Source organism: Pseudomonas sp. TS_SC_3, assembly GCF_056156225.1.
The window spans coordinates 2,364,599-2,389,783 of the sequence record NZ_CM149586.1; the positions used below are offsets into that span (position 1 = coordinate 2,364,599).

The window sequence follows — 25,185 nt, forward strand, 5'->3', positions numbered from 1 at the left end:
GGCGTAAACGCGCCCAGCGGTTTACGCCTTATCGGCAACCGCAGGGCAGCACAGTCCCGCGTAAAGTTCGCAAGGAAGTCTCGGCGACATGGCCAATCATATTCTTATCATCACCAGTAACACCCACGATGCGTCGGTTCTCGAAAATGCGTTGGAAAATGCCCACGACGGTCCCTATAGCATCGAATGGGTCACGCGCCTGAGCCTGGCGTTAGAGCGCTTGCAAGCCACCCAGCGAGCGACAATAGACGCCATTCTGGTGGACCTGGCCTTACCAGACAGCAAGGGCCTGGCGACGTTTTCCGCGCTGTTCGCGCAAGCGCCCAGCATCCCGATCATGACCCTGAGCCATCTGGACTTCGACCAAGAAACCGAGGACGCGATCCTTCTGGGCGCCCAGGGCAGCCTGTCCAAAGGGCATTTCGGCAGTGCGCTGGTGCCGCAAGCACTGCGCAATATCATCCTGCGCAAGGCGGTTGAAGAAGCCCTGTTTGTCGAGAAATCGCGCCTGGCCATCACCCTCAACTCCATCAGTGACGCCGTGATCGGCACCGACCTAGAAGGCAACGTTGATTACCTGAATGCCGCCGCCGAACGCATGACAGGCTGGTCACTTGAAGAAGCACAGAAGCAGCCCATCGATAACGTCATGCGCCTGGTCAACACGCAAACCCGTGAGCAGGTGCATAACCCCATCTTCCATGTGCTGCGTGACGACACCTGCAAGTTACTGGCGGCGGGCACGATCCTGATTCGCCGCGATAACAGCGAATCCGCCATCGAGGACTCCGCCGCGCCGATTCATGATTCAGCAGGCCGCCTCAAAGGCGCGGTGATGGTCTTCCACGACATGACCGCCGCCCACGCGATGACCGAAAAAATGGCCCATCAAGCGCAACATGACAGCCTGACCAACCTGCCCAACCGCACCCTGCTCAATGACCGCATCACCCAGGCCATTGCCCTGGCCGAGCGGCACGGCAGCGACCTGGCCTTGCTGTTTCTTGATCTGGACAACTTCAAGCACATCAATGATTCCCTCGGCCACGGCATCGGCGATCAGCTGTTGCAAGCGGTGGCGCTGCGCTTGATTGAGTGCGTGCGCAGCTCTGATACGGTCAGTCGCCTGGGCGGCGACGAGTTTGTGGTGTTACTGAGCCAAAGCCACTCAGCCGAAGATGCCGCACGCACCGCTGAGAAAATCCTTGAAACCCTGGCTGCACCCTTTGATATCGCCCAGCAGCAACTGCATATCAGCGCCAGCATCGGCATCAGCGCCTACCCCAATGATGCCGGCAACGCGCAAGACCTGATCAAGAACGCTGACACCGCGATGTACCAGGCCAAGGAAGAGGGTCGGAACAACTTCCAGTTTTTCCGCAGTGAAATGAATGTGCGCGCCGTGGAGCGCCAAGTGATTGAAGCGCACCTGCGCACCGCCCTAGATAACAGCGAATTTATTCTTTATTACCAGCCCAAGCTGGACCTGCACAGCGGGCGGATCACCAGCGCCGAAGCGCTGATTCGCTGGCAGCACCCGACCTGGGGCATGATCCTGCCGGCACGCTTTATTCCAGTTGCCGAAGCCTGCGGCCTGATCGTGCCGCTCGGGCGCTGGGTGCTGCTGCAAGCCTGCACCCAAGCCAAACGTTGGGAGAACTGTGGCTACCAGCTGGACTCGATTGCCGTAAACATCTCGGCGCTTGAGTTCCGCCATAAAGACTTTGTCAGCAGCGTGACCACCGCCCTGGCACTCACCGGGCTGCAGCCGCAAAACCTGCAGCTGGAAATTACCGAAGGCGTGTTGATGCATGACGCCCAGGCCAGTGTCGCCATCCTGCAACAGCTGAAAACACTGGGCGTGCAGCTGGCCGTCGACGACTTTGGCACCGGTTACTCCAGCTTGAGTTACCTCAGCCAGTTCCCCATTGATGTGCTGAAAATTGACCAATCCTTTGTCCAGGATATTCACAACAGCAACGGCATTATCGTCAGCGCGGTGATTGCCATGGGCAACAGCCTGAAACAGCGGGTCATTGCCGAAGGTATCGAGCAGACCGATCAGCTGGACTTCCTGCGCAACAACCACTGCAGCGAAGGCCAGGGCTTTTTATTCAGCCACCCGGTCAGCGTGGAGCACTTCGCCAACCTGCTGCGCAGCGGGATCAGCTCGCCAATCAACACGCTGAGCGCGGTAAGCGCGCTTTAGCGCAGCCCGGCAACGCGGCGCCCAGTTCAAGCCTGGGCACCGCCGCCCACGCCCGCTGGCTAGAACTGGGCGCGGTAATCAGCCACCAGGGTGGCATAGCACTCGCAGGCCACGCCCTCCAATCCCGCACGGTCGAGCATGCTGATTTCGCCACGGCTGTAACTGATCAAGCCGCGCTCTTGCAGCGCCGCCGCGGCAATTGACACACCACTGCGGCGCACGCCGAGCATGTCCGCCAAAAACTCATGGGTCAGGTAAAAATGATCGGCATGGGCGCGGTCGTGGGTCATCAGCAGCCAGCGCGCCAGGCGCGGTTCGATCTCATGAAAATGCAGGCAGCCGGCGCTCTGTGACAGCTGCGTCATCACCACATACAGGTAGCGCTTGAGGGTGCGTAGCAGCGCCGGGCTTTTGAGCAGCTGCTGTTTGAACACGGTGCTGCTGATGCGCAAGGCGCTGCCCGAACCCTGCACCACCGCGCGCATGGGCGCATGCGCCACGCCCAGTGCGAGGGTTGCACCGAGCATGCCTTCATTACCAATCAAGCCTATTTCCAGGGGCTGATGGCCATCGAGGGTGGTGACCAGCGAGATAAAGCCGCCCAATGGGAAATACACATGGCGAATCGGCTGGTGGGGCTCATACAAGACGTTGCCGAATACCAGTTCTACCGGTTCGCACGTCTTCAGCAGTTGTTTGCGTTGCTTACTGGGCAGCCCTTCAATTAAACGGCTGAGGATATGCAGCGGTGCTTTTACAGACATTCACTTGTCCCGAGCACAGCGCTTGCCAACAGATGGCACGACAACGGTGCTTGACGCTATCGCCGTTGCAGTCTGCCTGAGTGGCTGGCAACGCTCTGTACGCTGCGGCACGCAAGGCTGGGGCATAGCCGGTTAATGCATGGCAACCGCAAGATGCCCAGCTTTACACGGCATCAATCGATCGGTCTCACGCTTGACCACGGCGTAGCATTCACAGCTCAAGCGTTCCAGCTTGTCGCGGTCAAGCACGGTGATCAGGCCGCGGGTGTAATCAATCACGCCCAGGCGGTGCAGCTTACCGGCGGCCTCGGTCACGCCCTCACGACGCACGCCGAGCATATTGGCGATCAGCTCTTGCGTCATGGCTATCTTTAAGCCGGACAGGCGGTCCAGCGAAAGCAGCATCCAGCGGCACAGCTGCTGATCAATCGAATGATGGCGGTTACAAACCGCCGTTTGCGCCATTTGAGTGATCAAGGCCTGGCTGTAACGCAGCATCAAATACAGCATCTCGCTGTGACGGTTGAACTCCGCCATAAAGCGCTTGCCGAGTAGCCGGTAGGCACTGCCGGCGCTTTGCACAATCGCCCGGCTGGTGGTGCTTTCACCGCCCATAAACAGCGCTACGCCGATCATCCCGTCATTGCCCACCACGGAAATCTCCGCCGAGGCGCCGCTTTCCATGACATACAACAGGGACACGATCGAGTCGGTGGGGAAATACACATGCCGCATGGTGTCGCCTGACTCGTAAAGCACCATGCCAAGCGGCAAGGACACTAACTCAAGGTCCGGCAACAGACGCTCCAGCGCGTCCTTGGGTAAAGCGGCAAGCAATTGATTTTGCTGCGCAGCGGGGATTACGGACATCACTGTCTCCGGTCTAGGTGCTGTGGACGGGTTTTGCAGTCACAACAGAGCCTGGACTCCACACCTTAGAGTATTCTTATCTGGATTTTTATCTGTACGTTACCGTACATACGACTTAAGTCGCGGTGCCGCCCACACAACAGACCAGCGGCGCTAGATGCAGCTTCGGCGACGGTTTACCGCTATCCTTGCCCGCCTAATTTCTAGTGCAGGATGTCCCGTATGAAAGCCCAGCTCGAAGAACTCATCAGCAAAATAAGCGCGGGCTGCATGCTGCCGGAAGAGGTTGCGCGCATCGCCGATGAGGCCGCCCAGGCCTACGCCGACCCGCAGGCGTTCCTCGCCGCCAACCCGGATATCAATTACGACGACAGTTTCCCGATCCCACTGGGCGAGTGGATGGTGATTGGCAGCCTGCCGGAGACCGTACTGTTCCAGGCGGACAGTTATGACGCGCTGTTCCAGCAGATCACCGAATCCTTCGGCCCGGAAGTGAGCTTTGTGCTCAAAGCCAAGCAGCTGGCCAAGGTCGAGCCGCTGAAAGCGCTGAATCGCATTCAGGTACAACTCGCCAGCCTCAGCCCGGACACTCAAGGTTATGTCTTGCTGGACTTCAGCGAACCGCTGGATGACGCGCTGCAAGCCGTGCTGGTGTACAGCACTGACTTGGCGCGGGTGATGGAGCTGGCGGTGGAAGTCGGCATCTACGCCGCGCCGGCTTATGAGGCGCTAAAGGCCGCGCAAGAAGCCGAATAAAACGGGCATACGACCTGCTGCGCGTCGGCCAGCCTGCGTTAAAAACAGCCTGAGGCTGTTACTAACGTAGCGCCTTGCCTGGCTCTAGCTCGCGAGCTCGTAAACAGTTTTCTAGGAATGGTTGCGCCGCAACTCCGCCAGCTTGGCGGCCAAGGCATCCAGCTCGGCGCTCTGCAGCGGCGGCAGCTGCCTTAGCACCGCCTGGCTCAGGCGCATCTGCCGGATAAACCGCCGACAGGGCTTACAAATCGCAAGGTGCAGGCGCAGCGACAACCGCTGACGCAGCCCCAACTGGTCATCAATCAACTCGCTGGACTGAGCCACAAGCGCCTTACAACTCAGCATTGCCCCGTCTCCTCAAAATGCTCCAAGGTGGCGAATACCTTGAGCCGCGCGCGGTGCAGCAGCACCCGCACATTGGAGAGCGAGACCTGTAAAAGATTACAGATATCCTCCAATGCCAAGCCTTCACGCTCACGCAGGTGCAACACGCTGCCCTGCAGCTCGGACAGGCTGGCGAGGGTTTTCTCCAGGCACTCACGCAATTCGGCCTCGGTCAGCAGCGCTTCCGGGGAGTCGTGATGCCAGGCATGCGGCGCCAGCAGCCAATGGCCATCCGCGCCAAAGCGCTCATCACCCACACTGCCGTGGGGCGAGGGAATGTCGTCGAGCAGCACTTCGCGGCGATTGCCCTTGAGCCGGGTTTTCGCGGTGTTGGCGGTGATGGTCAGCAGCCAGGTCTTCAGGCTGGAACGTGCCTGAAAACCATCGAGGCTGCGCACCACGGCCAACCAGGCGTCCTGCACCACTTCATCGGCATTACGACTGCCAACAATGGCAAAGGCCACCGCGCGCATCGCCCCTTGATAGGTGGCGACCAGCTCGCGGTAGGCCTTTTGCTCGCCTGCACGCAGACGAGTCAGCAAGGCCTGATCGGCCGGGTAGTCCATCAATGCTTACGGAGGATAACGCTACCAATCGAGTAGCCCGCACCGAACGAGCTGAGTACGCCCAGCGCGCCGCTCGGCAGGTCTTCCTGGTATTTGTGCAGGGCGATGACTGAACCGGCTGAGCTGGTGTTGGCGTAGGTGTCGAGAATCACCGGCGCTTCGCCTGGCTCGGCATCGCGGCCAAGCAGCTTGCGGGCGATCAGCAGGTTCATATTGAGGTTGGCCTGGTGCAGCCAGAAGCGCTTCACATCGCCGACGTTCAGCTGGTTTTCCGCCAGGTGCGCGGCAATCAGCTCGGCGACCATCGGGCAGACGTCCTTGAACACCTTCCGGCCTTCCTGGACGAACAGTTTGTCGCGTGCACCAACACCCTCTTCCGCACAGCGGTTGAGGAAGCCGAAGTTGTTGCGGATGTTGTTGCTGAACTGGGTGATCAGTTTGGTGCCGACGATATCGAACTGGTAGTTCGAGGTGGCCTGGTCGGCACGCTCGATGATCACCGCGGTGGCGGCGTCGCCGAAGATAAAGTGGCTGTCGCGGTCACGGAAGTTCAGGTGGCCGGTGCAGATTTCCGGGTTGACCATCAAAATCGCGCGGGCCTGGCCCAGCTGCACGCTGTTAGCCGCCGCTTGGATGCCGAAAGTGGCCGAGGAGCAGGCCACGTTCATGTCGTAACCAAAACCCTGGATGCCCAGCGCAGCCTGTACTTCAATCGCCACGGCCGGGTAAGCACGCTGCAGGTTGGAGCAGGCAACGATAACGCCATCAATATCCGCAGCGGTTTTGCCGGCACGGGCCATGGCGTCTTTAGCGGCGCCTACGGCCATTTCGCACAGGATGCCCCACTCGTTATTGCTGCGTTCCGGCAGGCGCGGCGCCATGCGCTGCGGGTCAAGAATGCCGGCCTTGTCCATGACAAAGCGGCTCTTGATGCCCGACGCTTTTTCAATAAAGCCGCTGCTCGATTCGCTCAGTGCTTCAATGTCACCGCTGGCAATGGCCGCCGCATTGTCGGCATTGAATTGCTGCACATAGGCGTTGAACGACTCGACCAACTCATCGTTGGAAATACTGTTTGCCGGGGTATAGAGGCCGGTACCGCTGATCACGACGTTATGCACAGTCATTCCTCATGTTCTTCGCCGCAGGCAGCGGCCAGTTATTCAATAGGCCCAGGGCTGGCTGCCCATGGGCAAAAGCGGCTGACAGGCTCTGCAAACTCAGTCCATGAAACGGCCTGTTACGAACCGCAGAGTTTGCCACAGGCAAAGGGCCTGCGTCCGCTCAGTACGTGAGGGCAAATGCAACACCCTGCTGGCTATGGAGGCAAAGATGCTCACAACGTGGCGCAAGACACATCCCGGCAGCGCCTGCGTGTCGGCGCTGAACGAGCGGTAACCACATCGCCAATCCGCTGAATGGCTGCACGCATGCCCACTGATAGCACTACTCCGCCTCCCAACAGCGCCCACAGCCGCTTGACTAGCGGGTCACGGCATGAAAGAACAGGGGCTCGCAGGTACAGTCCTGCACCCTTCTGCCCTGGACATCGGTTTTATGGCCCTGCATACCTGGCTTGTATTTGTGACTGCCGCATTTGGCCTGGCGCTGACGCCAGGCCCCAACGGCCTACTCGCGCTCAGCCATGGCGCCCTGTATGGCCACCGCAAAGCCCTGTTTACCGTCAGTGGTGGAGTGCTCGGTTTTACCCTGTTGATGGCTTTGTCGATGCTCGGCATCGGCACCTTGCTACAAGCCTCGGCGCAGGCCCTGACCCTCCTCAAATGGCTGGGTGGTGCCTACCTAATCTGGCTCGGTATTCAGCTCTGGCGCGCGCCGCCCTTGCATCTGGCCATGGCCGAGAAAGCCGCCGACAGCAACGGCCTGAAACTGTTTCGCCAGGGGCTATTGTCTGCCCTGTCCAACCCCAAAGTGATCCTGTTTTTCGGCGCTTTTTTGCCGCAGTTTCTCGACCAGCGTGCGGATCTCTGGCTGCAGTTCGCCATCATGGCGCTGACCTTTGCCGTGGTCGAAGGCAGCGTCGAATACCTGCTGGCGCGCATGGCCCATCGTGTTCGGCCCTGGCTGCAACGCAGTGGCAAAAGCTTTAATCGCTGCTGCGGTGGCCTTTTTGCCCTTATGGGGGTGGCCCTACCGATGACCCGCTGAGCCACCCACCTTGACCAGAAGGATCTGTGCTGGTGTTTAAATTGCTGCTGACACTGCTGTTGCCCACGCTGAGTGCCGTGATATCGGCCAGTGAACGAACAATACGCTTCTCTATCAACGACAGCTGGGCCATGCCGATGGTTCGCATTGATCAGGGCCGCGCCGTGGAAGGCTTTCTGGTTGATCTGCAACAGCGCATGGCCGCCAAGATCGGACGCAAAGCCGACATGCGGGTGATGCCGGGACTACGTGTAGAGCACGCAATGGCCAGCGGCGAGATTGATGTGCGCTGCTACGTCAGCCCGAACTGGATCACTGCCGATCACTATCGCTTTATCTGGAGCGTGCCCTTTATGACTCAGCGTGACCTGCTGCTGGGTAACCGCGCCGAACAACTGCAGCCCGAAGCGCTGCGCAATGAGCGCTTGGGCACAGTCCTTGGTTTCACCTATCCGCGCCTGGACCCGCTGTTCAACAGCGGGCAGATCCAGCGAGAAGACGCCCGCACCCAGGATCAGGTACTGCACAAACTGAGCGCCGGGCGCTACCGCTACGCCATCAGCAATGAGCTGTCGCTGAACTGGTTCAACCGTAATCAACCACCGGGGCAGAAGCTCCACACACTCAGCGAAGTCGCCGCCGACGCGGTTTTCTGCATGGTCCGCGACGCACCGGATGTCCCCACCATGGCCTTGCTGCGCGCCATGGTGGAGATGAAACAGGCGGGGGAATTCGACGCGCTGCTTGCCCGCTATCGCTGAGTAATGCGGCAGGGGTAACGGAGCGCAGGCAAAAACAGGCTGGACTGACAGGGCCGATGCTCACCGGCACCGGCCCGTCAGGGAGAGACTGATCTGAGTTCTACTCGGTCACCGGCAGGATATCGAAGCCCTTGCGGTTATCGCTGATGATGCGGAAATCCTGCTGCGACCCGGGCTGCACCTTCACCGCCAGCTCGCGGCGCAAGCGGCCCATGCCGCACAGGGTGTCATCCATTTCATCAATCCCAATGCTGAGCACTCGCGTGCCGCCGGGCACCTGGAAGCGCACCTGCTCACCCACGCCGATGCGGGCGGCCACCTTGCGGTCAACCAGAACCGCCACGTAGCAACCACTGCCCATGCCGCCCACATCACGACTGACCGTCAGTAGCCCGCCTCGCTCAAGCGCGGCTTGATAGCCCAGCAACCGCTCAGCGGGTACCGGTTTGACATCTTCTGGCGCAGGCTTCCAGGACGCACAGCCGGCCAACAGCAACAGCGGTAAAACGGCACCAATCAATCGCATGGGAGCCCTCCATGGGCGCAGGAATCAACACAGGAAACCGGCTTGAGTATTGCCCCAGCCTGGGCCGCGCTCAAGTGCGGCGATAAAGGCTGCGAAATCAACCCGCCATACGCTTGACCAGACGCGCTTGCAACGCTGCCAGCAGCTCCGGCTCGGCTTTGCCGGCGGCATGCACGCCCAGCGACTCGCCTTCATAGCGCGGAATAATGTGTACATGAATATGGAATACCGTTTGCCCTGCCGGCGCGCCATTGAACTGCGCCACCTGCACCCCGGCCGGCGACAATTCAGCCACCAGCACAGCGGTCAGCTTTTGCACCACGGCCATTACCTTGCCCAGGCTGGCGCTGTCGATATCCAGAAGGTTGCGCGCCGCCGAACGCTTGGGAATCACCAGCGTGTGACCGTAGGACTGCGGAAACACATCAAGGAAGGCCAGCACATCCTCGTCCTCGTACAATTTGTAGCACGGGGCTTCACCGCGGATGATCTGGGCAAAGATGTTCTGGCTGTCGTAGTCACCATGCAGGCTCATCGTGTTCTCCATGTTGTGGGGTTGAATCCACCAACCATACCGATTTCTGCGCGCGGGGAAAAACCGCTGACCTGACCAAATGGCCAATCACCGCTATCCTGCGGCTTTCGCCAGCCAATTCGGAGCGTCCATGTCAGTCCTATCCGCTTACCCCATCACGCACAAATGGCCCGCTGAACATCCCGAGCGCCTGCAGCTTTATTCGCTGCCCACACCTAATGGGGTCAAGGTTTCGATCATGCTTGAAGAGATCGGCTTGCCCTACGAAGCCCACCTGGTCAGCTTCGACAGCAACGACCAGCTCAGCAGCGAATTTCTCTCGCTTAACCCCAACAACAAAATCCCCGCCATCCTCGACCCCAATGGCCCGAATGGCCAACCGCTGGCGCTGTTTGAGTCCGGGGCGATTCTGATCTACCTGGCGGAAAAAACCGGCCAGCTATTGGCTCAGGACGCCGCCACGCGCTATGAAACCCTGCAGTGGCTGATGTGGCAGATGGGCGGCATCGGCCCGATGTTTGGCCAGCTGGGCTTCTTCCATAAATTCGCTGGCAAGGACTACCCGGATAAACGCCCGCGCGACCGCTACGTCGCCGAAGCTCAGCGTTTACTGGGCGTACTTGAGCAACGCCTGCAAGGCCGCGCCTGGATCATGGGTGATGACTACAGCATCGCCGATATCGCCACCTTTCCGTGGGTGCGTAACCTGGTGGGGTTTTACGAGGCGGGTGAGTTGGTTGAGTTCGAGCGCTTCAGTCATGTGCAGCGCGCACTGCAGGCATTCGTTGCCCGCCCAGCGGTGATAAAAGGCCTGGCCACACCGCCACGCGGCTAAATAGAATCCGCCCACGCTGTAATTATCCGACTTGACGTTTGCCCCTAGCGCGACCGCTTAGCGCCACGAGAACCGATATGAACAACCTTCTGCACAGCCGTAATAGTGCGTTAGCCTGCCGCCAACACCTTTCCTTTCGCCTTCAACAACCAGCGGTGACAGCATGATCGAGGTAACCGAGGTTTCCATAGCCGAGCTGCGTGCCGCGCTCGAATCCGGCCAGACCACAGCCGTCGAACTCACCCAGGCTTACCTGGCCCGTATCGATGCCTATAACGGCCCCGCCACAGCCACCCAACTCAATGCACTGGTCGTGCCCAACCCCGCCGCACTTGAGGAGGCGCAGGCTTCTGATGCGCGCCGCGCCCGTGGCGAGTGCCTCAGCCCGCTGGATGGCATTCCCTACACGGCCAAGGACAGCTACCTGGTAAAGGGCCTGACGGCCGCCTCCGGCAGCCCTGCCTTCAAGGACCTGGTCGCCTATCGCGATGCCTTTACCATCGAGCGGCTACGCGCCGCTGGGGCCATCTGTCTGGGCAAAACCAATATGCCGCCCATGGCCAATGGCGGCATGCAGCGCGGCGTGTATGGCCGCGCGGAAAGCCCTTACAACGCTGATTACCTCACGGCGCCCTTTGCCTCCGGCTCATCCAACGGTGCCGGCACCGCCACTGCTGCCAGCTTCTCCGCCTTCGGCTTGGCCGAGGAAACCTGGTCGAGCGGACGCGGCCCGGCCTCGAACAACGGCTTGTGCGCCTACACGCCATCGCGCGGGGTTATTTCGGTGCGGGGCAACTGGCCGCTAACACCGACCATGGACGTGGTGGTGCCCTACGCCCGAACCATGGCCGACCTGCTGGAAGTGCTCGACGTGGTGGTCGCCGAAGACCCAGACACCCGAGGCGACCTGTGGCGCCTGCAGCCCTGGGTGCCTATCCCCAGCGTCAGCTCAGTGCGCCCCGCTGCTTATGCCGATTTGGCCGCCAGCCCAGCAGCGCTGGCCGGTAAACGCTTTGGCGTGCCGCGCATGTTTATCAACAAAGATGACGCCGCCGGCACCAGCGATAACCCGGGCATCGGCGGCCCAACCGGCCAACGCATCCACACCCGGCCCTCGGTCATCGCCCTGTGGGAAAACGCACGGCAGGCAATCGAAGCCGCCGGTGGCGAAGTCATTGAGGTGGATTTCCCACTGGTGTCCAACTGCGAAGGCGACCGCCCGGGTGCGCCGACCGTTTACAACCGCGGCATCCTCACCCCAGAGTTTCTGCATGACGAACTGTGGGAACTCTCGGGCTGGGCATTTGATGATTTTCTGCGCGCCAATGGTGACCCCACACTCAACCGCCTGGCCGATGTCGATGGCCCGCAGATATTCCCCCACGACCCCGGCACCCTGCCCAACCGTGAGGGCGACCTGGCCGCCGGCATGGATGAATACGTCAACATGGCCAAGCGCGGCCTGAAAAACTGGGACGAGATCGAAACCCTGCCCGACGGCCTGCGTGGCCTGGAGCACACCCGCAAGCTCGACCTGGAAGACTGGATGGACAACCTCGGCCTCGACGCCGTGCTGTTTCCCACCGTTGCCGATGTCGGCCCGGCGGATGCGGACGTCAACCCGGTGTCCGCCGATATCGCCTGGAGCAACGGCGTGTGGGTGGCCAATGGCAACCTGGCCATCCGGCACTTGGGCGTACCGACCGTTACCGTGCCGATGGGCGTGATGGCCGATATTGGCATGCCTGTGGGCCTGACGTTTGCCGGCCGCGCCTACGATGATTCCAACCTGCTGCGTTTTGCCGCCGCTTTCGAGTCGACCGGCTCTAAGCGCCTGATTCCACCACGGACCCCGCCACTGTCACGCGGCTAAAAACGCGATGGAGGCGCAAGACCTCAAACGCGTCAGGCAGCAATGCCTGACGCGTTTGCGCTAACAGCCCCCGCCAACCCCGACTGGAATTCAATTTCCCGTCGGGTGCTTGGGGTGCTAGACCTCTCGCGATAACTTTTTGCCTCGGCTCATGCACCAAGCGGTTGAAGCCGCAAACCGAATAACCATTGCCCCGCCTCATCGCTCGACCTGCAGCTATTGTTTGTACGCGCGGTGAAGATTTTCCGCCAAGCGCGGCGTTACCACACTCGCCAGACGGCGCAGCTGTAGCCGATGGTAGGGGTGTCAGCACCTATACTTTTCATGCTGTCTTATCCAGATACCTTCCTGAATACCTCACGGCCCAGCAGGCAGACCTGTGAAATACCTGACACTTACTGCAGCGCTGCTCTACCTATTGCTGGGCACGGTTGCCCGGGCCGAGCACTACCAGGTCGTGACCGAAGAATGGGCACCTTATAACTACCTGCACGGCAAGCAGCTCACGGGCATCTCCACGGAGATCGTTCGGGCCATCATGGTCCTAACCGGGGATAACTTTGAGATGACGGTGGTGCCCAGCATGCGCGCCACCCACCTTCTGCAAACGCGACCCAAGACCATCATGTATTCGCTGTTTCGCACCGCGCAGCGCGAGCCGCTGTACAAGTGGGTGGGGCCGCTTGTAGAGGAGTCCATTCACCCTTATCAATTGGCGAATGCGCCGCAGCAGGTGAATACCCTCGAGCAGCTGATGCGAGCACCGCAGATCACCACGCGCAGTGCCGGCCTGATCCCCGAGATCATGCAGTCGCTGGGCTTCAACAACCTCGACAAAAGTGCGACCGCAAACCTGCAGCTCTACCGCATGCTCATGGCCGGACGCACCAACATCATCATTGGCGACACCGCAGCCGGGGTGGCTTACTACAGCCGCCAGCTGGATATCGCCCCTGGCACGCTGCGGCAGATCCCCCTCGAGCTTTATCGGGCGTCGTTGTACATCGCCTTTAGCCGCGACAGTGACGATAAACAAATAGCGGCCTGGGCCAGCGCCCTGGAACAGCTGCACCGCACAGGCGAGGTGGCGCGCATCCAGCGGCGCTACGCACAAGCCGCCTGGCAATGACAGCCGAGTCAGCCCAACGGTCAGCCTGCTGCTAACGACCTCAGTGCGGCAGGCTCAATGCACGGGCGCGAGCTGCCAGGCGTGTGGGCCGCGTGGCAGCAAGCGCTCAAACTCGGCGCACACCACCGCATAACACTCGCAGGAGCGCGCCTCCAGCCCCTCACGATCGAGCAGTGTGATGCAACCGCGGCGATAGCTGATAAGCCCGGCACGCTGCAGATTACCGGCCATTTCAGAAACGCCGCCACGGCGCACCCCGAGCATGCTGGCAATCAACTCTTGGGTCATCTGCAGCGTGTTGGTTGGCAGGCGATCAAAGCACTGCAGCAACCAGCGACAGAGTTGCTGGTCCAGCGAATGCGCGCGGGTGCACACCAAGCGCTGAGCCATTTGCGTCAGCAACGCCTGGATGTAGCGCAACAGTAACTGCTGCAATGAGCCGGCATGATCAACCGGGGGTTTAAGCACCTGCCCCTTCAAGCGGTAAGCCAAGCCCGGGCTTTGCACAATGGCTCGGCTGAGCGTGCTTTCGCCGCCCATGTACATGGCCAGGCCAACCACACCTTCATTGCCCACGATGGCAATCTCAACCGATGAACCATCCTCAACGCCATACAACAGTGAAACGATCGCGTTGGTGGGGAAATACAAATAACGCGCAGGCTCTCCGGACTCATACAACACAGAGCCGACGGCTAACGGGGTAAGTTCCAGAAAAGGCAGCAGGCGCGCTAAATCCTTGCCAGGCAAGGCGGCCAGCAAGTGGTTTTCGCGTGGATCAGTGGAGATCGACATAGCATCCTTTGAGCAACGGCACGGCACGCCCCTACGGGCTTTTGCCAGCACGGCTGCATGATGGCGAGAAATGCCTAGGAGTTCTGTCCGTTTGCGTACAGAGCGCGCGGTAGTTGCGGAAAATACTGCCGCCAAGAGTCCCCTAAAGAAAACGTGCGGCTTTTGCCCACCTCGGCGTAGGCCCTGCGCCGAGTGTTGCGCTGAAACCAGCCGGCTTACGCACGCAGCCTCACCCCACGGCAGCGCAGGCCAAGCGTGCACCTGTGGCCAACCGCCAGCGTTTGCTGGCGCACAGACGTGAGCGTGCATTGCGCTCAGGTTGCAGGTTCACCTCGCCAGTTGGGCTCGCATGCGAGCAACAGCGCACATGTCGCCAAGCGACCTTTGGATCGGTAACAGGAGTCACCATGCACAATCCAACTCATACCGGACATTCCGGGGTTAACAGCCTCGGCGACGGCGTTGGCCCTATCGTCGCGGGCCCCACGGCGCGCGGTGAAAGCAGCCCGCCGGTTGCAGATATCACCCAACAGTTCCATGCGTTTCTCGCCGACATTGAAGCGCTGATCAACGACGTCACCTCCCTGACCGGTGATGAGCTGGCCCAGGCCAAATTCAAGTTGAGCGCGCGAATTGCGACCGCAAAAGCTGCCACGCAAACGGCCAGCGCAACCAACAGCTGAGTGCACCAGCCCTCTGGAAAGCCGGCGGCATCAGTGACTCGTTGGCCTCTCTACCGGGCCGCGCGTAGAGCCAACGCGGCTGAAAACCGATCAACCGGTCGCCCCTATTTGCCGAGGGAGCGACCGGTTGCAACCCAACCCAAACGCCGGCCGTTGTTTAGGCCACGATTGCCCCCATATCCGGCCGCTCGGTCACCCGGTGCTTGGCAATGGCGGTCAGGAAGCGTTCAACAAAATCACCGTTGGCCATCTTGCCGGATGCGGTAATCACCCCTGGGCCCTGGAAGGCGGCGCCCTGGTTACCGTTGGAACGTGCCGCTTTGTCGATCAGCATTGCACCGTCATCGGTGGCCGCGAGCGGTTTGCCGTGCTTATAGGCCTCTTTGACGAACAACAGAGCCTGGGCATTGTTGCAAAGCGCGTCCACGCTCTTGGCGCCGCCCGGCACATACACAGCATCAAACTGCACGGAACCGACGGTCGGTAGGCTGTGGTCCACCGTCAGCACCTTGCCTGCGCTGCTGCGGATTTCGCCCAGCTGCGGGGCAATCACTTTCAGCGTGGCACCGGCCGCAAGCAACGCGGTGCGCAGGGTTTCGAGGGTCGTGCCATCGACATCATTGGCCACCAGCACGGCCACTTTGCGGCCGCTGATCGAGCCAATCCGCGCCATGGCCATGCTCAGTGCCGCGTCCATATCAGGTTTGTCCGTGCGCGGCAGGTGTTCGGCGCCGGCCGGTGGTGGCGGCACGGCCATGCCCAAGCCATCGGCCACCCGTTGCGCCAGTGCAGCGTCAACCTGAGTCAGGTTGGCCACCATGCGCTCGCGAATGGCCGGCACACTGACCTTGCCCAGCTCAAAGCAGAAGGCCTCAACAATATGCGCCTGCTCCCAATCTGCCTGGCTGCGCCAGAACAACCCTGGCTGGGAGAAGTGGTCAGCAAAGCTGGGGCTGCGCGCACGGAGCTTAGGCCCCTGCACCGGCTCGGCATGGCTGACAAAACCGCCCTGCTCCCACGGCCGCTGCATCGGGCAACCGCCGCCCAAAGTATTGGGCTCGTAGCTGACGCGGCCTTTGATGATGTCCTGGCGCATATGGCCGTCGCGCTGGTTGTTGGCCACGGCGGCGATAGGCCGGTTGATTGGGAGTTCATGGAAGTTAGGGCTGCCTAAACGCGACAGCTGGGTGTCGGTGTAGGAAAACAACCGACCCTGCAATAGCGGATCGTTGCTGAAGTCGATACCCGGCACCAGATGGCCTGGGTGGAAGGCCACTTGCTCGGTTTCCGCGAAGTAATTATCGGGGTTGCGATTCAACGTCAGCTTGCCGATTAGCTGCACCGGCACTAAGGATTCGGGGATCAATTTAGTGGCATCGAGCAGGTCGAAATCGAACATGTGCTCGTCGGCTTCAGCAACGATTTGCACGCCCAGCTCCCACTCGGGATAACGCCCCTCGTCAATTGATTCCCACAGATCGCGGCGGTGAAAATCGGCGTCTTTACCCGCCAGTTTGACCGCCTCATCCCACACCAGCGAGTGCACACCGAGCACAGGCTTCCAGTGGAATTTGACGAAGCTTGAATGACCTGCAGCGTCGATAAAACGGAAGGTGTGCACGCCAAAACCTTCCATCATCGCGTAGCTACGCGGGATGGCGCGGTCCGACATCAGCCACATCACCGTGTGGCTGGTTTCCGGCACCATCGAGATAAAATCCCAGAAGGTGTCATGGGCGGACGACGCCTGCGGGATCTCGTTGTGCGGCTCGGGTTTAACCGAGTGCACGAGGTCGGGAAACTTGATCGCATCCTGAATGAAAAATACCGGCATGTTGTTGCCGACCAGGTCGAAGTTGCCTTCTTCGGTGTAAAACCTGACCGAGAAGCCACGCACATCGCGGGCCGTATCCATCGAGCCGCGCGAGCCGGCCACGGTGGAGAAGCGCACAAACACCGGGGTTTGCACACCGGGGGTTTGCAGAAAGCCGGCCTTGGTCAGGTCGCTCATCGACTCATACACCTCAAACACACCATGGGCGCCGGCACCGCGGGCATGCACCACGCGCTCGGGGATGCGCTCATGGTCAAAGTGCATGATTTTTTCGCGCAGGATGTGATCTTCCAGCAGCGTCGGGCCGCGCTCGCCGGCACGCAGTGAATTTTGGTTGTCGCTAATCAGCAACCCCTGGTTGGTGGTCAGCGAATCACCGGGCTCTTGAGCGAGCACGGCAGCCGCCTGCTCCGAGCGATTAGCATCAGCTGGGGATGGGTTGAGGCCCGTCAGGTTCGCGACAGCAGGTTCGTCGTTGGTGTGCTTGCTCATGGCAATGCTCCTGAAAAATTGAGCGTGGTGAGCGCTCACCTCAAACAGCAAGGGCGCAAACTCCACGTGATAGGGACGGCGATGGGGGGCACGCTTAGCGCAATCCGCGCGAACGCTGATCGAGCACATCAAGCGACTACAGAAAAACCAGGGTCATGCGCCTGCGGGTCACTTGCTGACGCCTCGATAAAGCCCCGGCGCAGTAAACCTCATGCGGCGGCCTTGGCGGCGTCTAGCTTCCAGCTCGCCGGTAGCTCAACGCAAAGCAGCCCGGGTTTTACCGACGGTACTTGCGTGCCAAACACAGAGGCCAGCAGCGCCAGCAGGCGCGCCACCAGGCTCGGCTCGGCCTGCCAGTAAACCGCTGTTTGTGGGGTGAATTTGAATAACGCCGGGGTATCGGCCGATGCCTGCGCCTCCATTCGTGGCGCGTTGATACACCCCAGCCAGATGGAGCCCAGTAGGTACTCTGAGGACAAGTCCTCGGCGTACAACTCCCCGCGCCCAGACAGCGACACGCGCTGGGTACCCGCCGCATCGCTAAACGTGAGGTTGAGGCTCGGCATGTGCGCAGCAGGCAGGCAGAGTGGGTCGGTGAAGAACCACAATGCACCACAGTCGTCCATTTCCCAGCGCGACATACGGCTGCTGAGCAAGGCGCCGTGCTCGTCAATACTGCTGAGCGTGGCCACAGACATACGCTCCATCATGTTGCGCAGCTGCGTCAGCGGCGCGCTGGGTTGGCTCTGAGTATTCACGAACGACTCCTGCATCGGGATAAAACGGGCTATACGCCCAGGCAGCTACACGCGCTGACCGCGTGCGGCCATAAGCTCAGCTTTACGCTCGGCGAGTTGGTCACCCAGGGCCAGCATGTCCAGATCAGCCGCTTTGGCTTTCGGGAACATTTCGCTTTGTTCTTCCTTGACGTGGTGTTTGACGTACTCGGAAAGCACCTTGATCTTGGCGTCATACATCTCGCCGTCCGGCTCAATGCCCTCAACCTGAGCGATCAAATCCTTCAACGTGGCGTGCTCGACGGTCGCCTCGGGCACCAGCTCTTTATCCTTCAAGGCCAGTTTTACCGCCGGGTAGAAAATCTCTTCTTCCACCTGGGCATGCACGCTGAGTTCGGTGCAGATCTGGCTGACCAGCTGCTTTTTCTTGGTCACTGAGCGGGCTTTTTCGTACTCGGCAAACAGCTCGCTGACCAGCTTGTGATCGGCGCGCAGCAACGCGGTGGCGTCCTTGCGTTTGGCGGGGCTGGTCGGTGCTGTGGTTTTCTTCGCTGTAGCAGTCATGGGCATAGTCCTTTAAGTGAATGTCACTGCAGTCAGTGCCTGGAAATCCTTAGGCCGACTGCCTCGCGAGAAGCAGCCAGGCCGGCAGATGCCTAGAACACAAAGATGGCGAGCAGGATGATGATGGGGATCGGAATCCCGAGAAATAACAGCAGTAGTGAGCGCATGGTGGTCTCCGGTTAAGGCGTGAAGGGGGTGATCAAGCGTCGCGCTGACGGCCGCCATAGGGCGCGGCGAAACTGGCGACGAAGGCACCAATTAGCAGCGAAACAAACAACCAGATCGCAGCATAAGCAGAGGCTTTACGGGCGCTATCGGCGGCCTCACGGGCGCTGGTTTCGGCTGCATTGAGGGCGGTTTGCACGCGGGTGAAGGTTTCGCTCACGCGTAGTTCGGCTTCGGGCTGCGTCAGGCCGGTACGCTGGGCGACCACCTGGCCGACATAGCTGACATCGTCTGCGGGCATGGCGCCGGTGCGGATCGAATTCATAAAGATGCGGGTGACTTCGGCCATGGCCACGGCTGTTTCTTGCTGCGAGGTCAAAGCGCCTTGGCCATTGCCTTGCGGGGCGGACATAGCGTTTACGTCGCGGCGAAACAGGGTGTCGAGGAAGTAGCCCACCGAACCACTGTTGGCCTCGTCAGCCGCCATTTCCGAACCGGCGGCGACACCACCGGCAGTGGCCACCATGGCGGTTGTAGCAACGCCACCGGCTACCGAAGCACCGGCTTGTACACCACCGTTGACGATGGCGCCGATCACCGAGGTGAGCAGCGTAGCGGTGGCCAGCGAGGCGATCGCCCAGGCCAGAAAACCGTGGGCGGTATCACGGAAGAACACCTCATCGGTGTGAACTTCAACCCATTTGGTGCGCAGACGACCGGCCAGGTAGCCGCCCATACCCGCGGACAGCAGCTGGGTCAGGGTGATCCAGATAATCGTGCTGACGCCGAACGTAGTGGCGCTAACACCGTCGTTGGCCCATGGCGAGATTGAGGACAGCCCCAAGCCAGTGCCAAGGATTAGCAGGATGAGGGACAACGCAGCCGCAGCCGCCGCACCGGCAAATATCGCGCCCCATGAAACAGCACTGACTGAAAGCTGCTGCGTGCTGGCGGCCGTTCGCACGGAGCCGTATGTCGCGTTCTGTTCGCTTGTTGTGTTCATGGCGATCTCGGTTGAACCCAACGTCGCGCGAGATTGCAGCGAGCCGGGAGCTAAACCATTGCATCGCACAGAAACAGTGTCGGTGCGCTAACGCGCAAAGGCATTTTGCTATCGCCTGGCTCTACAGCGCTTGCAGGGCGTGCACGGCACGTTGTTTATCGCCGCCGTTAGCACCGAGCGTTGACGACAACCTGCACCGGCAACGGCCTGATAGCGCACGGTGATTTTCAACCTGGGTGCCGATGGTTTTTGAACCCAGCGTGCGCAGACGGCGCGAGGACGCCCATCAAGAGAATGCTGCTAAGTAATCGGCAAAAACTGGTTTGTAGGGCAAGCGAAAGACCTCAACTCATCGTTAAAGCGATCAAGCGGCAGCGGATGTAGAAAGTAAACGTACGCAGCCAAAGCCGCTCCTACAGAGGCCGCGTTTTGCAGGGTTTACACCGCAGTGCCTAGGGTTTTACATAGCGCTGCACAATCCGCTGATAACGCCCATTCGCCACCAATTCGCGCAGCGCATCAGCATAGGCCTGGACAAAGCGGGCGTCGGTCGAGCGTTTGCTGAACGCTACTTCTGCCGCCTCACTGGACACCACCACAGCCGTGGGCTTGATCCACTCGCTGAGGCCGAGTTGATGAACTTCGTAGGCGCCGGTGTACTCGTTGGCAATCACCCCATCGATACGGCCCTTAGCGGCCATGTGCCAGAGGCTGCTGCGATTGGCGACCATCGACACCCGCGCGGCAAAGCGCGGCTCGCTCATCAGCTGTTGGTAGTCTGCGCCGTAAGCCACGTTAATCTGCGCACCCAGGCGAAACGCGCTGTGCTGCAGCTCCAGCAACCGCGTGGCCGGCCAGCGCTGCATGGCCTGCGGATGCATAAACAGGATGTTGCGTGACGGTGGCAGCACCGGGCCGGAGAAATACGCATAGACCTCACGCTCGGGCCGACGAAAGGCACCGGGCAAAATATCCAGGCGCCCCAGCTCCAGCTCCTTGAGTGCCCGTGCCCAGGGCAGTTTGCGCAGTTTGGTCTGGCAGCCCAGGCGGGCCAACGCCGCACGGTTGATCTCAACGTCAATGCCCACTACGCCGCCATCGGCCGCTTCCATACTGAAGGGCGGATCATCGTCCCAGCGCAGGGTTTTCTCACATGCAGCAAGCGCCAGGCCGGGCACGCAAGCCGGCAGCAGGGCAAGCAATAAGCAGAGGCGCGGTAACGGCGAGCGGCGTACATCGACTGCAATCAAGATCATCTCTCACGCGGGCTCGATGGGATGAGTGCTCAGTCTAGCAGCCCCTCTGCGCACTCAAACCGGCCAACAGCGCAGCGATGCGGCAGCGCGCTTAAGCCTCGACACTGCTCCATTGCTTGCTCAGGCGCTTGTCCGAAACCGGCAGTTTGGTGCCGAGCTGCTGAGCGAACAGCGACACGCGGTATTCCTCCAGCAGCCAGCGGTACAAAACAAGCTGCGGGTCGCGTTTGCCTTCCTGGCGATGTTTGCCCAGGCGCGCCTGGTACTGCTCCCAATAGCCGGCCAGCTCACCGCTCCACACCCGGTCGCGCTGCACCTGGCCGGCGATCTTGTCCAGGCGTTGCTCAATGGCCTTGAGGTAGCGCGGCACTTCTTTGAGCCACTGCGCCGGGGTTTCGCGGACGAAGCCGGGATAGACCAAGTTGCTCAGCTGCTGCTTGATGTCGTTGAGTGCCATGGCCTGGGCCAGGTCGATCTTGCCTTTGAAGCGTTTCTGCAGGCCGTGCCAGAGCTTGAGGATTTCCAGGGTCAGCTTGGCCAGGCGTTCGGCCTCGCCGGTCCAGTCGCCACGCTTGCGTTCGGCCAGGGCCGCCAGACCCGCACCGTCGCGCGGCAGCGGCTCAGCACCTTCGAGGATGCAGCTGTCGAGGCTGGCCAGCAGAATATCCTCGACCAGCGCATCGACGCGGCCCATGTCGCGATAGAGCAACGCCAGTTCGGTCAGCCCCGGCAGTTTGCCGCGCAGAAACTTGGCCTGATCGCTCAATTGCTGCAGCAGCAAGCGCTGCAGGGCACGGCGATGCTGGAACTCGGCTTCGGCCAGCGTCGGGAAACGCCCTTCCTTGACCACCCCCGCCTCCTCCACCAGCGCCGGGTAGACGGTCATGGACAGGCCGGCGACCTGCTGCTGGGTTTTCGCCGCCACTTCGCTAAAGGCCTTGGCCTCAACCGGTTGCTGGCTCTTGGCGGTTTTTGGCAGGGCCAGGCCGGCCTGGGTGGCCTCACTGAAACGTGCGGTCAATTCGGCCAGATCACGGCCTTCACCCAAGGGCTTGCCCTGGTTGTCGACCACTTCGATGTTCATGCGCAGGTGGCCTTCCAGCTGCGCGGCGGACTCGGCCCAAGCTTCGTCACTGACGCGTGTACCGGTCATGCGCGTCAGCTCACGGCCTAGGGCGTCGGGCAGGCTGCCGTCGGCAAAGCTGATCTTGCCCAGGGCGGCGCCAACAAAATCCGGCACCGGCACAAAATTTTTACGCAGCGCCTTGGGCAGCCCGCGCACCAGGGCCATGCATTTAGCCTCCAGCAGGCCGGGCACCAGCCATTCCAGGCGTTCCGGCGGCAGTTGCGGTAACAGCGGTGCAGGCACGCGCAGGGTCACGCCGTCGCGCGGGTGATTGGGTTCGAAGTGGTACGTCAGCGGCAGGGTCAGCTCGCCCAGGCGTAGGCTGTCCGGGTACTGCGCGGCGGTGACTTCCTTGGCGTCGCGGGCGAGCACGTCCTCTTCGCGCATGATCAGCAGCTGGGGATTTTTTGCGCTTTCGCTTTTGTACCAACTGTCGAAGGTCGCGCTCTGGTAGATGTTCGCCGGCAGGCGCGCTTCGTAGTAAGCGAACAGGGTTTCGTCGTCGGCGAGAATGTCGCGGCGGCGGGCCTTGGCTTCCAGCTCGTCGAGCTTTTCCAGCAACTGGCGGTTAGCGGTCAGGCACTTGGCGCGTGAGTTGATCTCGCCACCGACCAGGCCCTCGCGGATAAACAGCTCGCGGCACACCACCGGTTCGATAGGGCCGAAATGCACCGGACGGCGGCCAACCACGATCAGGCCGTAGAGGCTGATCTGCTCATAAGCCACCACCTGGCCGCGCTTCTTCTCCCAGTGCGGTTCCAGGTGGTTTTTCTTGATCAGGTGGCCGGCCAGCGGCTCGATCCAGTCCGGCTCAATCTTGGCCACCATGCGCGCGAACAGCTTGGTGGTTTCCACCAGCTCGGCGGCCATCAGCCAGCTGGGTTTCTTGCGTCCGATCACCGAAGACGGATGCACCCAGAAGCGCCGTTGGCGTGCGCCGAGGTAGTCGCCGTCTTCGGTCTTCTGGCCGATCTGGCTGAGCAGGCCCGCCAGAATCGCTTTGTGCACGGCGGCGTAGCCTTTGGCGCGCTGGGCGGCTTGGTCTTTTTCGGCCAGTTCTTTTTCTTTATGGGCCGCCGACAGTTGGCGATCCGCAGCTATCGCGGCTTGACCTGCAGATTGCTGATCGCGAGCAAGCTCGCTCCTACCCGGCGCTTTATTACTGGGCGAAAGCTGCAAATCACGGGTAATCAGCACCAGTTGGCGATGCGCGTCGCGCCACTCACGCAGCCTGAGGTAGTTAAGAAAGTTCTTGCGGCACCAGCTGCGCAGCGCGCTTGACCCCAAAGCCTGGCGCTGTTCTTCAAAGCCGCGCCAGAGGTTGATCAGCGCAGCGAAGTCGGAATCGACATCCTTCCACTGCGCATGGGCCTGGTCGGCAGCCTGTTGGCGGTCGGACGGGCGCTCGCGCACATCCTGTACAGAGAGCGCGCTGGCGATAATCAGGATTTCTTCCAGGCTGCCCTGCTTGGCCCCTTCCAGCACCATGCGGCCTAACCGAGGATCAACAGGCAAGCGCGCCAACTGGCGGCCCAGCGGCGTAAGTTGGCCCTCGCGATTAACCGCCGAAAGCTCTTGCAGCAGGTTGAAGCCGTCGCTGATGGCCTTGCCATCTGGCGGCTCGATAAAGGGAAAAGCCTCGATTTCACCCAAACGCAGATGGAGCATCTGCAAAATCACCGCCGCCAGGTTGGTGCGCAGGATTTCCGGGTCAGTAAAAGCCGGGCGACCGTTGAAGTCTTCCTCACTAAACAGGCGGATGCAGATGCCCGGCTCGACCCGCCCGCAGCGGCCCTTGCGCTGGTTGGCGCTGGCCTGGCTGATGGCCTCAATCGGTAAACGTTGCACCTTGGCGCGGTAGCTGTAGCGGCTGATGCGCGCGGTGCCGGAATCGATCACATAGCGAATACCCGGCACGGTCAGCGAGGTTTCCGCGACGTTGGTGGCCAGCACTATTTTGCGTGCGCCCATGGGTGCGAAAATCTTCTGCTGCTCGGCCGGGGTCAGCCGCGCATACAGCGGCAGCACTTCGGTCAGGCGCAGGTTGGATTTGCGCAGCACCTCGGCGGCGTCGCGAATCTCGCGCTCACCGGGCAGGAACACCAGCACATCGCCGGGGCGTTTGCCTTCGCTTTTCTCGAAGGCGCTGATTTCATCCAGCGTGGCGAGAATCGCCTGATCGACAGAGAGGTCTTCCTCAACGCGGTTGCCGTCTTCATCCTGCTCGGCGGCCAACGGCCGGTACCAGGTGTCCACCGGGAAGGTGCGGCCGGACACCTCGACAATCGGCGCACCGCCAAAGTGCTCGGAGAAGCGCTGCAAGTCGATGGTTGCCGAGGTGATGATCAGCTTCAGGTCAGGGCGACGCACCAGCAGGGTTTTCAGAAAGCCCAGCAGGAAGTCGATGTTCAGGCTGCGTTCGTGGGCTTCGTCGACGATGATGGTGTCGTACTTTTCCAGGTAACGGTCGTGCTGGGTCTCGGCCAGCAAGATGCCGTCAGTCATCAGCTTGATCAGGCTGCGCTCGTTGCTTTGATCCTCGAAGCGCACCTGATAGCCGACCAGCTCGCCCAGCGGCGTGCCAATTTCTTCCGCCACCCTTGTGGCCACACTGCGCGCGGCCAGGCGCCGCGGCTGGGTGTGGCCGATCAGGCCATGCACACCACGACCCAGCTCCAAACAGATTTTCGGCAACTGCGTGGTTTTGCCCGAGCCGGTTTCCCCCGCAATCACCACCACTTGGTGCTGGCTGATGGCGGCTTTGATTTCATCACGCTTGGCGGCAATCGGCAGCGCATCGTCGTAACGCATCGGTGGCACGCTCAAGCGGCGCGCCTCAACCTTGGCGCGCGACGCCTCGAAACGCTGCAGCCACTGCGCCAACTTGGCCTCGTCCACTGGGTTCTGCTTGCGCAATTCATGCAGCTGGCGGCGCAGGCGATGACGATCGCCCAGCAGGGTCTGGTCGAGGTTTTTCAGCAGTTGGTCAACGGCGGGCGTGGCTTCGGTCATCGGGTAATCGCGGGGTGGGGTCAAGGGGGAAAACAGGAGGGGGACGATTGTCGCAGATTTAACCGGGGGAAAACGACCGAGGGGCGCAAAGCCCAACGCTCAGCGGGGATGGGCCAACCGTGTAACGGCCGCCGCCATCCC

22 protein-coding genes are annotated in these 25,185 nt (G+C 61.0%); 8 read left to right on the top strand and 14 right to left on the bottom strand.

Annotated elements, in window-relative coordinates:
• Positions 1–88 precede the first annotated feature (88 nt).
• Entirely contained in the window at positions 89–2,209 is a 2,121-nt protein-coding gene (locus AC0J6G_RS11435; RefSeq protein WP_475247812.1) for a putative bifunctional diguanylate cyclase/phosphodiesterase, read from the top strand.
• A gap of 59 nt (positions 2,210–2,268) precedes the next feature.
• Here the strand turns inward: AC0J6G_RS11435 and AC0J6G_RS11440 are convergent, their stop codons facing one another.
• Both AC0J6G_RS11440 and AC0J6G_RS11445 read right to left on the bottom strand, forming a co-directional pair.
• Positions 2,269–2,973, bottom strand: coding sequence for a Crp/Fnr family transcriptional regulator (locus AC0J6G_RS11440; protein ID WP_475247814.1), 705 nt, complete (start codon positions 2,971–2,973; stop codon positions 2,269–2,271).
• A gap of 132 nt (positions 2,974–3,105) precedes the next feature.
• Positions 3,106–3,843: a Crp/Fnr family transcriptional regulator gene (locus AC0J6G_RS11445; protein WP_475247815.1), complete on the bottom strand. Its 738-nt coding sequence runs from the start codon at positions 3,841–3,843 to the stop codon at positions 3,106–3,108.
• Between the two features lie 222 nt (positions 3,844–4,065).
• Between AC0J6G_RS11445 and AC0J6G_RS11450 the strand changes: the two genes are divergently transcribed.
• A complete protein-coding gene (locus AC0J6G_RS11450) occupies positions 4,066–4,599 on the top strand; it encodes a hypothetical protein (RefSeq protein ID WP_475247817.1) in 534 nt (177 codons plus the stop codon).
• 111 nt (positions 4,600–4,710) lie between these two features.
• Here AC0J6G_RS11450 and AC0J6G_RS11455 read toward each other — a convergent pair whose 3' ends face one another.
• From AC0J6G_RS11455 to AC0J6G_RS11465, 3 genes are read right to left on the bottom strand one after another with little or no spacing between them, the layout of a single operon-like run.
• Positions 4,711–4,944: a zf-HC2 domain-containing protein gene (locus AC0J6G_RS11455; RefSeq protein ID WP_475247819.1), complete on the bottom strand. Its 234-nt coding sequence runs from the start codon at positions 4,942–4,944 to the stop codon at positions 4,711–4,713.
• Complete coding sequence (locus AC0J6G_RS11460; RefSeq protein WP_475247820.1) at positions 4,938–5,549, bottom strand: RNA polymerase sigma factor; 612 nt, start codon at positions 5,547–5,549, stop codon at positions 4,938–4,940. The genes AC0J6G_RS11455 and AC0J6G_RS11460 overlap by 7 nt, the downstream gene beginning before the upstream one ends.
• The gene (locus tag AC0J6G_RS11465; RefSeq protein ID WP_475253704.1) at positions 5,549–6,670 is read right to left on the bottom strand and encodes a beta-ketoacyl-ACP synthase III; all 1,122 of its coding nucleotides are present in this window, start codon (positions 6,668–6,670) and stop codon (positions 5,549–5,551) included. The genes AC0J6G_RS11460 and AC0J6G_RS11465 overlap by 1 nt, the downstream gene beginning before the upstream one ends.
• A gap of 436 nt (positions 6,671–7,106) precedes the next feature.
• Here AC0J6G_RS11465 and AC0J6G_RS11470 point away from each other — a divergent pair, with 436 nt between their 5' ends.
• Both AC0J6G_RS11470 and AC0J6G_RS11475 read left to right on the top strand, forming a co-directional pair.
• On the top strand, positions 7,107–7,718 hold the full coding sequence (locus AC0J6G_RS11470) for a LysE family translocator (protein ID WP_475253706.1): 612 nt from the start codon (positions 7,107–7,109) through the stop codon (positions 7,716–7,718).
• Positions 7,719–7,750: 32 nt separating this feature from the next.
• Positions 7,751–8,479 carry a substrate-binding periplasmic protein gene (locus AC0J6G_RS11475; RefSeq protein WP_475247822.1) on the top strand — a complete coding sequence of 243 codons (729 nt, stop codon included), beginning with the start codon at positions 7,751–7,753 and terminating at the stop codon, positions 8,477–8,479.
• A 100-nt stretch (positions 8,480–8,579) separates the two neighbouring features.
• Here the strand turns inward: AC0J6G_RS11475 and AC0J6G_RS11480 are convergent, their stop codons facing one another.
• Together AC0J6G_RS11480 and AC0J6G_RS11485 are read right to left on the bottom strand one after the other, a co-directional pair.
• Positions 8,580–9,005 (bottom strand): 3-isopropylmalate dehydratase, encoded by a 426-nt coding sequence (locus tag AC0J6G_RS11480; RefSeq protein ID WP_475247824.1) that lies wholly within the window; start codon positions 9,003–9,005, stop codon positions 8,580–8,582.
• Between the two features lie 97 nt (positions 9,006–9,102).
• Positions 9,103–9,540 carry an HIT family protein gene (locus AC0J6G_RS11485; RefSeq protein WP_475247826.1) on the bottom strand — a complete coding sequence of 146 codons (438 nt, stop codon included), beginning with the start codon at positions 9,538–9,540 and terminating at the stop codon, positions 9,103–9,105.
• Between the two features lie 130 nt (positions 9,541–9,670).
• Between AC0J6G_RS11485 and AC0J6G_RS11490 the strand changes: the two genes are divergently transcribed.
• From AC0J6G_RS11490 to AC0J6G_RS11500, 3 genes are all read left to right on the top strand, one after another.
• The gene (locus AC0J6G_RS11490) at positions 9,671–10,375 is read left to right on the top strand and encodes a glutathione S-transferase N-terminal domain-containing protein (protein WP_475247828.1); all 705 of its coding nucleotides are present in this window, start codon (positions 9,671–9,673) and stop codon (positions 10,373–10,375) included.
• A 163-nt stretch (positions 10,376–10,538) separates the two neighbouring features.
• A complete protein-coding gene (locus AC0J6G_RS11495) occupies positions 10,539–12,248 on the top strand; it encodes an amidase (RefSeq protein ID WP_475247830.1) in 1,710 nt (569 codons plus the stop codon).
• A gap of 379 nt (positions 12,249–12,627) precedes the next feature.
• The gene (locus tag AC0J6G_RS11500; RefSeq protein WP_475247832.1) at positions 12,628–13,377 is read left to right on the top strand and encodes a substrate-binding periplasmic protein; all 750 of its coding nucleotides are present in this window, start codon (positions 12,628–12,630) and stop codon (positions 13,375–13,377) included.
• A 54-nt stretch (positions 13,378–13,431) separates the two neighbouring features.
• Here AC0J6G_RS11500 and AC0J6G_RS11505 read toward each other — a convergent pair whose 3' ends face one another.
• Entirely contained in the window at positions 13,432–14,172 is a 741-nt protein-coding gene (locus tag AC0J6G_RS11505; protein WP_475247834.1) for a Crp/Fnr family transcriptional regulator, read from the bottom strand.
• A gap of 407 nt (positions 14,173–14,579) precedes the next feature.
• Between AC0J6G_RS11505 and AC0J6G_RS11510 the strand changes: the two genes are divergently transcribed.
• Positions 14,580–14,855: a DUF883 family protein gene (locus AC0J6G_RS11510; protein WP_475247836.1), complete on the top strand. Its 276-nt coding sequence runs from the start codon at positions 14,580–14,582 to the stop codon at positions 14,853–14,855.
• A 157-nt stretch (positions 14,856–15,012) separates the two neighbouring features.
• On the opposite strand, the gene AC0J6G_RS11515 is transcribed toward AC0J6G_RS11510, so the two are convergent.
• The 6 genes from AC0J6G_RS11515 to hrpA form a co-directional block, all read right to left on the bottom strand.
• Complete coding sequence (locus tag AC0J6G_RS11515; RefSeq protein ID WP_475247838.1) at positions 15,013–17,181, bottom strand: catalase; 2,169 nt, start codon at positions 17,179–17,181, stop codon at positions 15,013–15,015.
• Positions 17,182–17,390: 209 nt separating this feature from the next.
• Positions 17,391–17,939, bottom strand: coding sequence for a pyridoxamine 5'-phosphate oxidase family protein (locus tag AC0J6G_RS11520; protein WP_475247840.1), 549 nt, complete (start codon positions 17,937–17,939; stop codon positions 17,391–17,393).
• A 45-nt stretch (positions 17,940–17,984) separates the two neighbouring features.
• Positions 17,985–18,482 carry a hemerythrin domain-containing protein gene (locus AC0J6G_RS11525; RefSeq protein WP_475247842.1) on the bottom strand — a complete coding sequence of 166 codons (498 nt, stop codon included), beginning with the start codon at positions 18,480–18,482 and terminating at the stop codon, positions 17,985–17,987.
• A gap of 199 nt (positions 18,483–18,681) precedes the next feature.
• Positions 18,682–19,650, bottom strand: coding sequence for a hypothetical protein (locus AC0J6G_RS11530; RefSeq protein WP_475247844.1), 969 nt, complete (start codon positions 19,648–19,650; stop codon positions 18,682–18,684).
• A gap of 452 nt (positions 19,651–20,102) precedes the next feature.
• Positions 20,103–20,906 carry a substrate-binding periplasmic protein gene (locus tag AC0J6G_RS11535; RefSeq protein WP_475247846.1) on the bottom strand — a complete coding sequence of 268 codons (804 nt, stop codon included), beginning with the start codon at positions 20,904–20,906 and terminating at the stop codon, positions 20,103–20,105.
• 91 nt (positions 20,907–20,997) lie between these two features.
• Positions 20,998–25,044: an ATP-dependent RNA helicase HrpA gene (hrpA, locus tag AC0J6G_RS11540; protein WP_475247848.1), complete on the bottom strand. Its 4,047-nt coding sequence runs from the start codon at positions 25,042–25,044 to the stop codon at positions 20,998–21,000.
• Positions 25,045–25,185: the final 141 nt, after the last annotated feature.

Excerpts from the sequence above, each read along its gene's own strand:
- AC0J6G_RS11535 (WP_475247846.1), bottom strand. The coding sequence starts at position 20,906 with ATGATCTTGATTGCAGTCGATGTACGCCGCTCGCCGTTACCGCGCCTC.
- AC0J6G_RS11530 (WP_475247844.1), bottom strand. The coding sequence starts at position 19,650 with ATGAACACAACAAGCGAACAGAACGCGACATACGGCTCCGTGCGAACG.
- AC0J6G_RS11460 (WP_475247820.1), bottom strand. The coding sequence starts at position 5,549 with ATGGACTACCCGGCCGATCAGGCCTTGCTGACTCGTCTGCGTGCAGGC.
- AC0J6G_RS11445 (WP_475247815.1), bottom strand. The coding sequence starts at position 3,843 with ATGTCCGTAATCCCCGCTGCGCAGCAAAATCAATTGCTTGCCGCTTTA.
- AC0J6G_RS11470 (WP_475253706.1), top strand. The coding sequence starts at position 7,107 with ATGGCCCTGCATACCTGGCTTGTATTTGTGACTGCCGCATTTGGCCTG.
- hrpA (WP_475247848.1), bottom strand. The coding sequence starts at position 25,044 with ATGACCGAAGCCACGCCCGCCGTTGACCAACTGCTGAAAAACCTCGAC.
- AC0J6G_RS11525 (WP_475247842.1), bottom strand. The coding sequence starts at position 18,482 with ATGACTGCTACAGCGAAGAAAACCACAGCACCGACCAGCCCCGCCAAA.
- AC0J6G_RS11485 (WP_475247826.1), bottom strand. The coding sequence starts at position 9,540 with ATGAGCCTGCATGGTGACTACGACAGCCAGAACATCTTTGCCCAGATC.
- AC0J6G_RS11450 (WP_475247817.1), top strand. The coding sequence starts at position 4,066 with ATGAAAGCCCAGCTCGAAGAACTCATCAGCAAAATAAGCGCGGGCTGC.
- AC0J6G_RS11480 (WP_475247824.1), bottom strand. The coding sequence starts at position 9,005 with ATGCGATTGATTGGTGCCGTTTTACCGCTGTTGCTGTTGGCCGGCTGT.
- AC0J6G_RS11435 (WP_475247812.1), top strand. The coding sequence starts at position 89 with ATGGCCAATCATATTCTTATCATCACCAGTAACACCCACGATGCGTCG.
- AC0J6G_RS11455 (WP_475247819.1), bottom strand. The coding sequence starts at position 4,944 with ATGCTGAGTTGTAAGGCGCTTGTGGCTCAGTCCAGCGAGTTGATTGAT.
- AC0J6G_RS11440 (WP_475247814.1), bottom strand. The coding sequence starts at position 2,973 with ATGTCTGTAAAAGCACCGCTGCATATCCTCAGCCGTTTAATTGAAGGG.
- AC0J6G_RS11495 (WP_475247830.1), top strand. The coding sequence starts at position 10,539 with ATGATCGAGGTAACCGAGGTTTCCATAGCCGAGCTGCGTGCCGCGCTC.
- AC0J6G_RS11505 (WP_475247834.1), bottom strand. The coding sequence starts at position 14,172 with ATGTCGATCTCCACTGATCCACGCGAAAACCACTTGCTGGCCGCCTTG.
- AC0J6G_RS11490 (WP_475247828.1), top strand. The coding sequence starts at position 9,671 with ATGTCAGTCCTATCCGCTTACCCCATCACGCACAAATGGCCCGCTGAA.
- AC0J6G_RS11510 (WP_475247836.1), top strand. The coding sequence starts at position 14,580 with ATGCACAATCCAACTCATACCGGACATTCCGGGGTTAACAGCCTCGGC.
- AC0J6G_RS11515 (WP_475247838.1), bottom strand. The coding sequence starts at position 17,181 with ATGAGCAAGCACACCAACGACGAACCTGCTGTCGCGAACCTGACGGGC.